Origin of the sequence: Bradyrhizobium sp. SPXBL-02 (assembly GCF_051853065.1) — a bacterium.
Classification (GTDB): domain Bacteria; phylum Pseudomonadota; class Alphaproteobacteria; order Rhizobiales; family Xanthobacteraceae; genus Bradyrhizobium.
This window is the reverse complement of the sequence record NZ_CP182474.1, coordinates 5,179,400-5,192,811: the sequence shown is the minus strand read 5'-3', so window position 1 is coordinate 5,192,811 and position 13,412 is coordinate 5,179,400. Positions and strand designations below refer to the sequence as shown.

The following is a 13,412-nucleotide window of genomic DNA, read 5'->3' as shown; positions in this document are numbered from 1 at the left end:
CGGTCACCTCGCGAGTCTCCGCCGCCCACCGGTGCGTCCGAACAGGGTTCGAAACGTACTGACGATGGCGGCGGCGAAATCGGGATCGTTGATGTTCTTAGGCGTGCGAATGAGCTGGCGGTTGCCGGTCTGCCGCACGGTCCGCTCCAGCGTGCGGAACAGCGCGGCGTCGGCGTCCGGATCCCAGAACGGCTGTCCCCGCGCGTCGAGCGCGGAGACGCCGCCCTCGGGCAGGAAGAAGCGCACCGGGCCATCCATCTGGTTCAGCCGCTCGCCGATCCAGCGGCCCATGCGCTCGTTCTCTTCGGGAGTGGTCCGCATCAACGTCACCTGCGGATTGTGGACGTGGAATTTGCGGCCGCGATAGCGTTCGGGAATGGTGTCGGGCGCGCCGAAATTGACCATGTCGAGCGCGCCGACCGAGCCGACATAGGGCAGGCGGCTGCGAATGATCGCGCCAAAGCGGTCTTCGGTGGCGGGGAACACGCCGCCCATCAAGAGGTCGCAGACTTCGGTCGTGGTGAGGTCGATCACGCCGGCGAGCTGGCCGGACTCGACGAGCTTCTCCATCGAGCGTCCGCCGACGCCGGTGGCATGGAACACCAGGCACTCGAAATCCTCGCGCAGGTCGCTAGCGATCTTCTGCACGGCCGGCGTGGTGACGCCGAACATGGTGATGCCGATTGCGGGCAGCCCGCCGGCCTCGCGCGCCGTTGCGGCACGCGCGTCGAGCCGCGCCTTGACCATGCCGGCGAGCGCATTGGCACCGTTGGCCAGCACCGCGCGCGAGATCGAGTTCAGCCCCTGTACGTCGGTGACCGAGTACATCATGGTGATGTCGGCCGGGCCGACATAGGGCCCGACATCGCCTGATGCGACCGAGGAGATGATCAGCTTGGGCACGCCGACCGGCAGCGCGCGCATGCCCGGGGCGACCAGCGAGGCCGCGCCCGAGCCGCCGGCCGAGATCACGCCGGCGACATTGCCCTGGCGCCGCAGCCAATTCGCAAACGCATCTGCCATTGCGGTCACCGCGGCACCACGGTCGGTGCCGAACACGGCGGAGCCACCGCGGCCGTGGTTCAGGGCGATCTCCTGCGCGGAGACATCGCAGGAAGAATGCTTGCCACTGGTCGAGACGTCGACTAGCCGCGTGCGCAGGCCGCTTTCGGCGATGATGTCGCGGATGTAGCGCAGCTCCTGGCCCTTGGTATCGAGCGTGCCGACGACCAGCACCACCGGCGGGCCCGAGGCCTGCGCCGTCACCGGCTCGCGCTTGCGCCGCGCCGTCTCGTCGAGCCGCGCGACTTGCGTCGAGAGCGTCCGCGCCGCGGCCTCGATGCGCGCGATCGGTACCGGTTGCGACCATCGCGTCGGCAGCGTCGGGTTGGAGATGTAAATCCGCACCGGCCCGTCGCGGCGGGGCACCGGCGTCGGCTTCGTTTCGGCGGCGGATGCCGCGACGTCGATCTCCGGTTCGAGCTCCGCATGAAGCCCGACGCCGAGCAGGCGCTGCTGCAGTTCGCGGTCCGCCGCAAGGCGCGCGGAGTCGATGATGCGATTGATGCGGCCGTTGACCATGATCGCGACGTTGCGCGAAATCGCGGTGGCGACGCCGATGTTCTGCTCGATGACGAGCACGGACATGTCACCGTCTTCGCCCAGCCGCAGTAGCATCTCCTCGACCTGCGCGACGATGACGGGTGCGAGGCCTTCGGTCGGCTCGTCCATGATGAGCAAGTGCGGGTTGGTGAGCAGCGCGCGCGAGATCGCCAGCATCTGCTGTTCGCCGCCGGACAGCTGGCCGCCGCCGTGATCCCGACGCTCGGCGAGCCGGGGAAAGGTGTCGTAGATGCGCTCGACGGTCCAGGCGCCTGAGCGCAGGCCGCCCGCGAGCCGCAGGTGCTCGTCGACGCTGAGCGAGCGCCACAGACGGCGGCCCTGCGGCACATAGCCGACGCCGAGCCGCGCGATCTGGGCCGGCGGCCGCCGCGTGACATCCTCACCGCGCACGCGGATCGAGCCGCCGCTCACGCCGACCAGCCCCATGATCGCCTTGCACAGCGTGGTCTTGCCCATGCCGTTGCGGCCGACGACGGAGAACACGCCGCTCTCCAAGGTGAGATCGACGCCTTGCAGCGCATGCGAGTGGCCGTAGTAGACGTCGAGGCCGCGGACCTCGAGTGCGGCACCGCTGCGGCGGACCTCATTCATGGCCGCCTCCGAGATAAAGCTCCTGCACTTCAGGGTCGGATTGAATTTCTTCCGGCAGGCCCTCCTTGAAGATGCGGCCGTTGTGCATCATCGTGACGCTCTCGACGACGCGCAGAGCAACGTCCATGTCGTGCTCGATGATGATGTAGCCGATATGGGCGGGCAGGGAGGTCAGGATCTCGATCAGCTCGGCCCGCTCCGTCGGAGAGAGGCCGGCGGCCGGCTCGTCGAACAGCACGAAGCGCGGCGCGCCGGCGAGCGCGAGCGCGATTTCGAGTTGGCGTTGCTGGCCGTGCGCGAGCTCGGCCACGCGCTGGTCCTTCACGGCGGATAGATGCACAGCCTGCACCAAATTGTCCGCGGCGTGCATCAGCGCGTCGTTCTGTCCCGGGCGCAGGAACGAGAAACGTCCGCGCGAGACGCCGCGGCAGGCGAGATAGACGTTGTCCTGCACGGTGAGGCCAGGGAACAGCGCCGAAATCTGGTAGGTGCGACGCAGCCCGCGGCGGATGCGCTCATAGGGCGGGAAATGCGTGACGTCCTCGCCGAAGAAGCGGATGGTGCCGGAGGAGGGCGGGAAGTCGCCCGTGATGCAGTTGAACAGCGTGGTCTTGCCGGCACCGTTCGAGCCGAGCACGGCGCGCCGCTCGCCCGGTCGCACGGTGATGGTGACGTCGGTCAGCGCCGCGAGCGCGCCGAACAGCCGCGTCACGCCGCGCAGCTCCAGTGCAGCGCCGGCACCGACGACGGAGAGGCGTTGGGCGACGCTATCCATGGTGGCGCCCTCCGCCGGAGCGGCTCACCTCGCGCCGTTGATACTGACGCCAGCGCTGCCACAGGCCGATGACCCCGTCCGAGGACCAGAACACGATGGCGAGGAAGCCGAGCCCGATCAGCAGGCGGAAGCGGTTGCCGTCGAGCCCGAGCCGGACCAGGAAGTCGAGCGCGAAGGTGCGTAGCAGCACGAAGATCAGCGCGCCGATGTAAGGACCGATCGGGCGCGTGATGCCGCCGACGACGGCGATGATCAGCACGTCGATGCAGGCCCCGACGCTGACCGAGCCCGGCGAGATCTGGCGATAGTTCCAGACCTGGAGCACGCCGGCGAGCGCGGCGACGAAAGACGCAAATGCATAGGCGGCGACGCGGTGCGCATTGACGTTGAAGCCGAGCGCCGCCATGCGCCGCGGATTGTCGCGCACACCCTGGAGCGCGAGGCCGAACGGGGCGCGCGAGACATATTCCACCGCGAAGTAGCAGAGCGCGGCGACCGCGAGCACGACATAGTAAAAGGGAATGTCGGCGCGCCAATTCACGCCCCAGAAGCGCGGCGTCGCCACGTTGTTGATGCCGGTATGGCCGTTGAAGATCGCCCAGTTCTGGTTGGTGAAATAGTAGAAGGCGGCGCCAATGGCGAGCGTGATCATGATGGTGTAGATGCCTTCGGTGCGCACCGCGAGCGCGCCGCCGAGGGTGCCGAAGGCGGTCGCCAGCGCCAGCGCCATCGGCACTGCGAGCCACCACGGCCAACCCAGGCTGATATTGGCGTTGCCGCTGACGCCGAACACGGCGACCATGTACGCCGAGAAGCCTGCAATGGTGAGCTGCATCAGGCTGACCATGCCGCCATAGCCGGCGAGGAACATCAGGCTCAGCGCCATGGTGCCGAGGATCAGCGTCGTCGCGAAGATCTCGATCAGGAAAAAGCCGCTCGCGATCAGCGGCATGACCAGGAGGATGGCCGCGACGGCCCAGGCGGCGGGGTTGTTGATCTCCGGCCATGTCCGGGTCGGCCGCTGCGCCTTGGTGGCGCGGCCTACGGCGACGGGGGCTTCGTGGGCGAGCGACATCTCAGCGCCTCGCCAATAGGCCTTGCGGCCGGATCGCCAGCACCACCACCATGATCAGGAAGGTCACGACGATGGCGTAGGTCGGGATGTAGACCGAGCCGAGCTGCTCGGCGAGGCCGATGATCACCGCACCGAGCGCCGCGCCCGGGATCGAGCCCATGCCGCCCACGATCACGACGACGAGGGACGCCAGCAGGAAGCGGATGTCTTCGCCGGGCGATAAGGACTGGAATGTGCCGCCGACGACGCCGGCGATGCCCGCAAGCCCCGCGCCGAAGGCGAACACGGCGACGAAGACGAGCTGGATGCGCACGCCGGTCGCGGCGAGAATATCGCGATCGTCGACGCCGGCGCGGACGATCATGCCGATCCGGGTGCGGTTGAGCGCGAGCCACATCGCGACGCCAATGACCACGGAGGCCGCGAAGATCACGAGCCTGACGAGCGGATATCTGAGATAGACCGGCTCGCCCGAGGATTTAATCGCCGTGACGAGCGGCAGCTCGATCGGACCGATCAGCCAGTTCGGGGTCTGGATCTGGTAGAAGTCACCGCCGCAGGCCCACAGCATGAGATCGGCAAACACGATCGACAGTCCGATCGTCACCATGGTCTGCCTGAGATCCTGGCCCTCCATCCGGCGGAACACGATCACCTGCAGCAGCACGCCGACGAAGGCGGTCAGGATAAAGGCGACGATGAAGCCGAGGATCCACGAGCCGGTCGATGTGCTAATGGCGTAGCCGACATAGCCGCCGAACAGGTAGAGCGAGCCGTGCGCGAGGTTGACGTTGCGCATCAGGCCGAAGATCAGGGTGAAGCCGCTGGCGACGAGGAAGTAGAGGCCGCCAAGCGTGATGCCGTTGAACACCGCGTTGAGGAAGACGCGCTTGCGGCCGATCGCCTCTTCCAGCCCCGGCGGCCAGACCGCGAAGATCAGCCAGAGCACGACCGCAATCGCGATGATCGTGATCAGCGCCCAGGCCGGATGGCGTTCGACGAAGCGGCTCATGGCTTCACCTCGCCCCGCTTGCGGCGGGGCAATCGCAAATCGGAGGCGGAGGCTCCGCAGCCCATCCTTCGAGACGCCCGCTTTGGCGGGCTCCTCAGGATGAAGGCAGAGTATGCGGCAGCAGTTTCAGCGGGCCCAATGCTGATTAGCCTCATCCTGAGGAGACCGCGGAGCGGTCGTCTTGAAGGACGAGGCGCTTGCGCAGACCCTTCCAAGCGGTCGTGTGTGATAGCTTTTGCGCGTGCGTAGAGAGGTCGCGCCGAAGGCGCGGGTTCACCGCAACCCTCTCCCCGCAAGCGGGGCGAGGGGGCATGCAAGCCGTTGCCGGCTGCTGGCCCTGCCATGGACGAACGTCCTCCCTGGACTCGCGATCCTCTTTCGGGATCGCGTTGCCGGCATCCTAGCCAGGCGGCGAGGGCGACGTTTGATCGTGAGTATCTTTTCGTGGCCTGCGCTCAGGCGCGCAAAACCTTGGCGGCGCGACGATAATCGGTCGGGGCCATCCCGACATTGGCGGCAAAGAAACGCGTGAAACCGCTCTGCGAGGAGAAGCCGAGGTCGAAGCCGATGTCGGCGATCGGCGTCTCGCTCGCCACCAGCGCTTCGAGCGCCTGTTCCATGATCAGCGTGTTGAGATAGAGGTTCGGCGTGACGCCGGTCTGCACGCGGAACAGCCGGTAGAAATGCGGCCGCGACAGGCCGGATTCGCGCGCAATGGTGTCGAGCTCGATTTCGGCGCCTGGACTCTCCGACATCATCTTGATGCACTTGCGCACGCGAAAGTCGGTGACGCCGCCTGCGCGCGGATCGCGCGCGATCTCGGCCTGCTGCCAGCTTTCGTCGTAGCAGATGTCGATCAGCCGCCTCAACTCGGAATCCAGGCTGGAGAGCGATGGTGCGCCGCACACGAGCGCGGCGGTCCGCCTGATGTGCTTGTCGAGCGCGGGTGTACGCCTGAATTGGGTGCGGCCGAAGCGCAACCGGTCGGAGCCCGAGGCATCCGGCGCAAACCATTCGGCATTGACGTAGAGCACGAAGAAGATCGCGCCGCCGTCGAGATCGGTTGGCAGGAAGTTGTGCGGTTCCCAGGGATTGACGGCGACGACCGACGTCTCGGTGAGATCGTAATGCCCGTCGGAGACATCGATGCATGCCGGCATGCCGCCGACATGGAAGATCAGATGACCTTCGCGATGGGCGTGGATATTGAAAGGGCGGTTCAATTGATAAACCGTCGCCCGGCCGAAGCGGCCATGGAAGACGGCGAGCGCACGGCTCATGCCTTCCCCTCCCGAACGTTCTTGTCTTTTCGGCCAGCCTTCAACAACACCGCCAAGATTGCAAGAGCGGAGAGCGACCGCGTCAGCGAGTCGCTCCCCGGTTGCGTCTGCCTGATGTGATGCGTCAGTACTTCTTACATTCCGGCACAGTGCGGCTCGGCAGGCCAATCTTGGAGAACACCGCCGGGTCGTAGCCGAGCGTCTGGTTCACGTTCGGGATCACCTTCACGACCTTGCTGAACAGTGCGCCCTTGCCGTCGTCGACGACCTCGGTGACGAAGTTGGTACCGATCGCCTGGCGGTTGGAGTCGAGCTTGATCTTGCCGTTCGGCGCGTCGAGCTCGATCTTAGCCAGTGCTTCCTTGTACTTGGCCTGGTTGTTGGAGAGGTCGCCATTGACCTGACGCAGTGCGAGGATCAGCGCCATGGTTGAATTATAGTAGTTGGTGGCGAGCAGCGACGGGCTCGGGAAGCGCTTGTTGGGCGGGAAGGCGTCCTGATAGGCCTTCACGAACTTCTGCCAGCCCGGATCCTCCCAGGTGTCGGCCTGGCCGCTCGCCGCGATGGTGCCGATAAGGGCATTCTTGGCGTTGCCCTTCGACGACAGGATGGTCTGGTCGATCATGATGGAACCACCCATCAGATGCGCCTTGCCGCCGGCCTGCTGATACTGGTTGAGGAAGTTGACGGCATCGGCGCCGCCGAGCCCGAGATAGATGGCATCGACGTCGTCGGGCAGAGCGGCGATGACCGAGGCGAAGTCCTTCGTTCCCAGCGGCACCCATTGCCGGTTGGTGACCTGTCCGCCGGCGCCGCAGAACTCGAGCACCAGCCCGAACACCTGGGTGTAGATGAAGGAATAGTCCTCGCCGACGGTCGCGATCTTGCGATACTTCTTTTCCTCATAGGCGTATTTGCCGAGGCCGATCTGCCACTGCGCGCCGTCCATGTTGTAGCGGAAGAAGTTCGGGGCAGGGTCGACATAGGTCGTTTCCTGCGCACCGGATGCGGCATTGATGAACGTCAGCTCGGGGTGGGTCTTGGCAAAATTCTTCACCGCGATGCCTTCGTCGCCCGAGAGCGGCGACAGCAGGATCTGCACCTTGTCCTGCTCGATCAGCTTGCGGACCGCGCGCACGGCCGAGTCCGGCGTCGCGTCGGTAGAGGCGACGATGAATTCGAGTTCCTTGTCGCCGATCTTCTTGCCGAGCACGTTGAGCGCGGTCTGATGGCCGCGCATGCCGTCCTCGCCGAGCACCGTGTAGGTGCCTTCGAGCGTCGCGGTCACGCCCACCTTGATCTTTTCCTGGGCGATCGCCGCGCCCGAAAGAAACAGGCTGCTCAACGCGAGCAGTCCGATGCTGCATTTCGACATGTACTCCTCCCCTTCTGTCATCGCTTGTTGCCGCGACGAACGTACGATGCCCGTGGCTTTCGAAGCCCGTGGCTTTGGAGGAAAGCTAACCGAAGTCGGATGCGCTGCACCCGTCGCGGCCTCGTTGGGCTTGACTGGCAGTCTCATTTTTGAATGTTGCGGCGCGAGTGTTTTTCGCGGTGCAGCAGGGGCGCGCGCTAGTTGTAATCTTCGGCGAGAAACTGGTTGATCGCATCGAAGGCCTGCACGCGGTTCTTCTCCAGCAGCACCATGTGCGTGCCTTCGCCGATCTCGACCCATCGCCGGTATGGTGCGTTCTTCAGCGAAAGGAACAAGTCCTGCGCCGAGGCGATGGGCACGTCCTGATCCCATTCGGCGTGGACCAGCAGCACGGGGACGCGAATGTCGCCGGCATCATAGAGCCTCTTGCCGGCGGCCCAGTATTCGCGAATGTCCAGGATCGGGCCATTGACCGCACGCATGCTGGGAGGCGTTTGCGCGCTGGCTTGCGGGTCGGTCGCGAGCGAGATGTTGGCCCAGTGCTCGAAGCCGCCCGCCGGGATCAAGCGCGATCGTGCCGCTTCCGGCGCAGCCGAAAGCCAGCGCTCCCTGAAGTCCAGCACCGGAACCTTGCGATAGCCGCCGAGGCGCCCGCCTGCATCGATCGGAGCCGGACCCTGCAGCAGCCAGAGCGGCGCGACCAGCGCAAGCTTGACGATCTTGTCGTTATTGCCTGCGGTGTAAGCACCGGCCACCGAGCCGCCCCAGGACATGGCAACCAGATTGAGGCGCGCGATCTTGCGTTGCTTGAGGATATGCGCGACGGCGCTGGCGAGGTCACGCACACCGACCTCGGTGCGCACGAGCGGTTCGGACTGCTCCGGCGGCGCGTCCATCTCGGGCGGGCGGGTCGATTGGCCGTAGCCGCGCACGTCGAGCGCGAAGACGTCGTACCCTTGGGCGGCGAGATAATCCATGAAGGAGCGGCCGCCGAGTGGCGTATCGAAGAGGCTTTCCGATGAATAGGTCGCGCCGTGCATCATCAGGATGGTTCGCTCGGCGGAGAAGGTCTCGAGCGCCGCGGGTCGCTTGTTGCGCAAGTGAAGCGAGATTCCGGCCGTGTCGCTCGGGATCATGAGATCCTCGACCACGATCTCGGGCCTGTCGGCGCGCGCATTGGCGTGCTGGTTCATGATCGCTCTCCGTTCAGACGAATTGCCAGGTAAAGCGTCCTCCGGTCCGGCTGATGCGGCCGACCGATGACTGTGCGAAATGGGTGGTGAAGACGGTTGCCCCCCGCTCGGCAGCATCCTCCAGCACGAAGGCGCGCGAGCGCAACGCGGCCTCCGGGAATTCGCAGAAGCAGGAATTGAGCGAAGGCTCATACACCTGGAGCGGATGGTGCATCACGTCTCCGGCGAACAGCGCCTCCTCGCCACGCGAGACCAGGCGGATGGAGCCGTGATCGACGCTGTGGCCGGGCGTCGGAATGAACGAGATGCCCTCGATCATCTCGCTTCCGTCCACCGCGATGAGCTTGGCAAGTCCGGCCTCGATCACCGGCCGGACGCTGTCGTCATAGACGCGGTCGGCCGGCTTGCGCAGCGCGGGTCCGAGCGACGGGGCAGGGCGGGCTGGTCCGGTCGGCTCTGCGCCTGTCGCAAGACTTTCGCCATAGGCCTGCTCGATCGCGGAGAAGACGTAGGTCGCATTGGGGAAGGTCGGGACCCAGCGCCCGTCAATGAGGCGGGTGTTCCAGCCGACGTGGTCGGCATGCACATGCGTGAGCAGCACGTAATCGACCTGCTCCGGCGTGACACCCGCTGCGGCCAGCCGCGCCAGGAACGGCTCGTTGAGCCGGTGAAGCGGTGGAATCTCCAGACGGTTCTTGTCATTGCCGGTGGCCGTGTCGATCAGGATCGTATGGTGCGGCGTCCTGACCAGCCAGCTGTGAATGCTTTGGATGAAGGTGCCGGTCGCAGCATCGAACGAGCCCGCCTCCAGGCGGTCGCGATGGCGCCCCAGCGCTTCCGGCTCGCCTCCTGGATAGAGCGCGTCGAACTTGAATGCGGCAAGCCGCAACTCGTCGATCCGCGTGATGGATGCTTCGCCGACTTGATAGGTCTTGGCCGCGTGAATCATCAAGATGTCCTCCACTGGACCGCGGCTTGGGGCCCTGCTTGCCCGGGCCGCGGTGTCCGTGAGGTACGAGGCGCGCCGCGCCTTGGGGAGAGCCGCGGGTTCGATAGGTCCCATCGACATCGTCGATATCGGAAGGCACGATAGGCCAGCTTTTCACGCCGCCGTTTTGGCCTTAACCCTCGCATCGCGGCCCGTTCGAGCCGCGATGTGCCCTAGACGGAGGTGGCTCCGATGCAGGATGCGGAACGCGGCCGGGGTCGGCCGGCCGACGACAATGATCTCGCCGAGATCGACCTCGGTCTGTTGCTGGCTCTGGAGGCTCTCCTGCGCGAGCGGAACGTGACGCGCGCGGCCTCCCGGCTCAATATCGGGCAGCCTGCGCTGTCGGCGCGGCTGAACCGGCTGCGGCAGATCTTTGCCGATCCGCTGTTCGTGCCCGCGGCGAGCGGGCGCGGCGTGGTGCCGACGACGAGGGCTGTGGAGCTCCAGACCGAGCTTGCGGATGTGCTCGGCAAGCTCCGTCGCATGGTGGAGGGGCCTGCTGTGTTCGACCCCGCCCGGAGCCAGCGCACCTTCGTCGTTGCCATCCACGAGAACCCGGCCGTGACGCTGGCGCCTGGCTTGGTGGCAAGCTTGACCGCGATGGCGGAGCGGGCGCGGCTCGCCCTCGTTCACCCCGCCCGCGATGTCGTGGATCAACTCGAAAGGGGAGAGATCGATATCCTGGTGACGGGAGCCGACCGCGCACTTGGCGAGCTGATGCAGCGGCCGCTGTTCGAGGACGGCTTCCTGTCGGCACAGCGCAAAGGTCACCCCCGCGGCAACGGCCCGCTCGATCTCGACAGCTTTTGCGCGCTCGACCATCTCTTGATCTCTGCCGATGGCGGCGGCTTCTCGGGCCTCGTCGACGACGCGCTGGCCGCGCTCGGCCGCTCGCGGCGTGTCGCCGTCTCGATCCAGACCTATGCGCTGGCGCCGGTCATCCTTGCGCACAGTGACTGCATCTGCACTCTGCCGCGGCGCTTCCTGATCCGCTTCGCCCACGAGCTCGATCTCACGCCCCCGCCGCTCGAGTTGCCGCCCGCTCGCATCGTCGCGCTGTGGCATCCGCGCAATCAGGAGGACAAAGGCCACGCCTGGCTTCGCGAGTGCTTGTACCAGGCGGCTGCGGCTTGATCTCGATGTGTGTCCTCACATCGAGCTGATGGCGCCCTGCTGTTTCGTTCGCCTGTCAAGACCTCTCGGCAAAAACATTCTTCTTTACCGAAATTCGGAAATATCGTATGTGTCGCTCATCCCGGCTCATCCAAGAGGGGCGATCGTGATGTCGTCATGTTCGTGAGCCGGGGCTTGCGGTGGACGCGGCAGCGTAGGGCGCGAGAGGTGCGGGCAGGGAGGGTAGTCCCCGGTGAGCCCGCGGCCGCGCGCGGACGAACGGCGCTGCTAGGTTTCGTCTCGTCTGTAAGTTTCCGGCTCTGTCGACGGAGCTCGGGAAAACTGCGGCGAAATGGCGGGCCGTGCGTACGGCAAAACCGTGTGGTCCTGGCCGTCGTTGCTACGGTCAAGCCTTGGCGAACGTGACATTGGCGTCAACCGGCGTCGTGTCAGCGACTTTCGCGAAGGTGAGGGAGGCCAGAAGGAATTCGGCTCCCGGGAGAGCGCGGCATAAGCCGTCCGGCCATCGCGCAGGGAAGGCCGAGTGTTTGGCTACACCTGTATGCTGCTGTGCGGTTCTTCCTGCGTGTGCATCTTCGCGCAGCGGACCGCGGGTGCCAGTCGGCACCCGGTCTTCCCTGCGCCCTCTTGGATATGAGGGCGGCGAGATCAAGCAAAGCTCGGGCGAAATGCGCCGCGAGAACGCGAAGGCGTGTCGGACGACGAACAATTTTCCGAACCGATGAGATCACCAAGTTTGCATTCCTCGCGCCCGGTATACCCGCCTGCCGCCTTCCTGAGCTGCCGTGCCGAGATGAAATGCAGTGAGTCGAGTCATTAGTCGCGCTTATGTCGCGAATTTTTACTTCCAATTTTACTTCGCAAAATCCCGCCCATAGCCTCAAGCGCAACTGATCACATCCGCAGGGATCGCTGAAGGTCGTTGCGGCCGCTCATTGTAACCAACGAGGGTTGCCATGCTTGACAGGGATAAGGGGAATGCTGCTGCCGGCCATGCCGGAACGAAGCCGGGGGAAGCAAAAAAGCTGAGCCGCCGCATGCTGTTGAAGGGTGCTGCAGCGGTTGCAGGCGCGGCCGCGGGAGCGGATGCGATCCGCGGATTCCCGACCATCTGGGCGCAGGAGATCAAGGACATCGAGCTGCGCCATGTCGGCGTCTCCTATTCGGTGGTGAAGGCGATCGGCGACCAGGCCGCCAAGGACCTCGGCTTCAAGGTGACGATGCAGAATCTCGACACCTCCGCCTCCATCAACCGCTTCATAAGCCAGCCTAATACGGTCGACATCGCCGATCTCGAGGGCTGGCAAGCCAAGCTGGCGGCGAAGCGCGGCGTGATCCAGGGCATCGAGGTCAAGAAGATCAAGGAGTTCGACAACATCCTGCCGATCTTCACCAAGGGCGAGATCGACGGCCACAAGATCCCGCGCCAGGGCATCTCGCCCTATGAGGCCATGTACATCGCCAAGCCCGACGCGACCGACCTCAATGACGGCGTCACCGAATGGGCGACCTTCCTGCCGCAGGTCTACAACGCCGATTCCATCGGCTATCGCCCCGATCTCGTCGGCCACGAAGTGACCGAGTGGAAGGACCTGATCGATCCCAAGTTCAAGGGCAAGGCCGCGATCCTCGACGTGCCCGCCATCGGCATCATGGATGCCGCGCTCTGTTTCGAGAGCGCCGGGCTGATCAAGTACGGCAACAAGGGCAACATGACCAAGGAGGAGATCGACTTCACCTGCAACAAGCTGATCGAGCTGAAGAAGCAGGGCCAGTTCCGCGCGACCTGGACCACCTTCGACCAGTCGGTGCAGCTGATGGCGGCGGGCGAGGTCATCATCCAGTCGATGTGGTCGCCGGCGGTGGCCGCCGTCCGCGTCAAGGAAATTCCCTGCGTCTACGCGCCCGTCAACGTCAAGAACGGCAAGGAAGGCTACCGCGGCTGGTGCAACGGCATGGGCCTGATGAAGCACCTCTCCGGCAAGAAGCTCGATGCCGCCTATGAATATCTCAACTGGTATCTCTCGGGCTGGCAGGGCGGCTTCGTCGCACGCTACGGCTATTACAGCCCGGTGCCCTCGACTGCGAAGAAATTCCTCACCCCGGCGGAATGGGCGTTCTGGTACGAGGGCCAGCCCGCGCCGGAGGTCGTCAACGATCCCTATGGCGTTGCGATGGAGAAGGCCGGCACCAAGCGTGACGGCGGCTCGTTCCTCGACCGCGTCAAGAACATCTCCTGCTGGAACACGCTGATGGACGAGGCCGCCTATATGAACAAGCGCTGGAACGACTTCAAGGTGGCCTGAAACCTGCTTTCCCTGACGAAAGGCGCCGGCGCGGCGACGCGCCGGCGGATCAGATCG

The 13,412-nt window shown here is 65.3% G+C and carries 10 protein-coding genes; 2 read left to right on the top strand and 8 right to left on the bottom strand.

What is annotated here, in order from left to right; genetic code table 11:
* Positions 1-3: 3 nt before the first annotated feature.
* The 8 genes from ACNJYD_RS24410 to ACNJYD_RS24375 form a co-directional block, all read right to left on the bottom strand.
* Positions 4-2,214 carry an ABC transporter permease gene (locus ACNJYD_RS24410; protein ID WP_439363557.1) on the bottom strand — a complete coding sequence of 737 codons (2,211 nt, stop codon included), beginning with the start codon at positions 2,212-2,214 and terminating at the stop codon, positions 4-6.
* The gene (locus tag ACNJYD_RS24405; protein ID WP_172784505.1) at positions 2,207-2,989 is read right to left on the bottom strand and encodes an ABC transporter ATP-binding protein; all 783 of its coding nucleotides are present in this window, start codon (positions 2,987-2,989) and stop codon (positions 2,207-2,209) included. Before ACNJYD_RS24405 ends, ACNJYD_RS24410 begins: the two co-directional genes overlap by 8 nt.
* Positions 2,982-4,064 carry a branched-chain amino acid ABC transporter permease gene (locus tag ACNJYD_RS24400; protein ID WP_439363556.1) on the bottom strand — a complete coding sequence of 361 codons (1,083 nt, stop codon included), beginning with the start codon at positions 4,062-4,064 and terminating at the stop codon, positions 2,982-2,984. The genes ACNJYD_RS24405 and ACNJYD_RS24400 overlap by 8 nt, the downstream gene beginning before the upstream one ends.
* Position 4,065: 1 nt before the next feature.
* Positions 4,066-5,076 (bottom strand): branched-chain amino acid ABC transporter permease, encoded by a 1,011-nt coding sequence (locus ACNJYD_RS24395; RefSeq protein WP_172784507.1) that lies wholly within the window; start codon positions 5,074-5,076, stop codon positions 4,066-4,068.
* 455 nt (positions 5,077-5,531) lie between these two features.
* The gene (locus tag ACNJYD_RS24390; protein ID WP_172784508.1) at positions 5,532-6,356 is read right to left on the bottom strand and encodes a helix-turn-helix domain-containing protein; all 825 of its coding nucleotides are present in this window, start codon (positions 6,354-6,356) and stop codon (positions 5,532-5,534) included.
* 124 nt (positions 6,357-6,480) lie between these two features.
* Complete coding sequence (locus ACNJYD_RS24385; protein ID WP_212256612.1) at positions 6,481-7,731, bottom strand: ABC transporter substrate-binding protein; 1,251 nt, start codon at positions 7,729-7,731, stop codon at positions 6,481-6,483.
* A 197-nt stretch (positions 7,732-7,928) separates the two neighbouring features.
* Positions 7,929-8,924, bottom strand: coding sequence for an alpha/beta hydrolase (locus tag ACNJYD_RS24380; RefSeq protein ID WP_439363555.1), 996 nt, complete (start codon positions 8,922-8,924; stop codon positions 7,929-7,931).
* A 13-nt stretch (positions 8,925-8,937) separates the two neighbouring features.
* Positions 8,938-9,873 carry an MBL fold metallo-hydrolase gene (locus ACNJYD_RS24375; RefSeq protein WP_212256983.1) on the bottom strand — a complete coding sequence of 312 codons (936 nt, stop codon included), beginning with the start codon at positions 9,871-9,873 and terminating at the stop codon, positions 8,938-8,940.
* Between the two features lie 231 nt (positions 9,874-10,104).
* On the opposite strand from ACNJYD_RS24375, the gene ACNJYD_RS24370 reads away from it, so the two are divergent.
* Both ACNJYD_RS24370 and ACNJYD_RS24365 read left to right on the top strand, forming a co-directional pair.
* Positions 10,105-11,049, top strand: a complete 945-nt coding sequence (locus ACNJYD_RS24370; protein ID WP_212256608.1) for a LysR family transcriptional regulator — start codon at positions 10,105-10,107, stop codon at positions 11,047-11,049.
* Positions 11,050-12,005: 956 nt separating this feature from the next.
* Positions 12,006-13,355 carry an ABC transporter substrate-binding protein gene (locus ACNJYD_RS24365; RefSeq protein ID WP_212256606.1) on the top strand — a complete coding sequence of 450 codons (1,350 nt, stop codon included), beginning with the start codon at positions 12,006-12,008 and terminating at the stop codon, positions 13,353-13,355.
* The last annotated feature ends 57 nt before the right edge of the window (positions 13,356-13,412 follow it).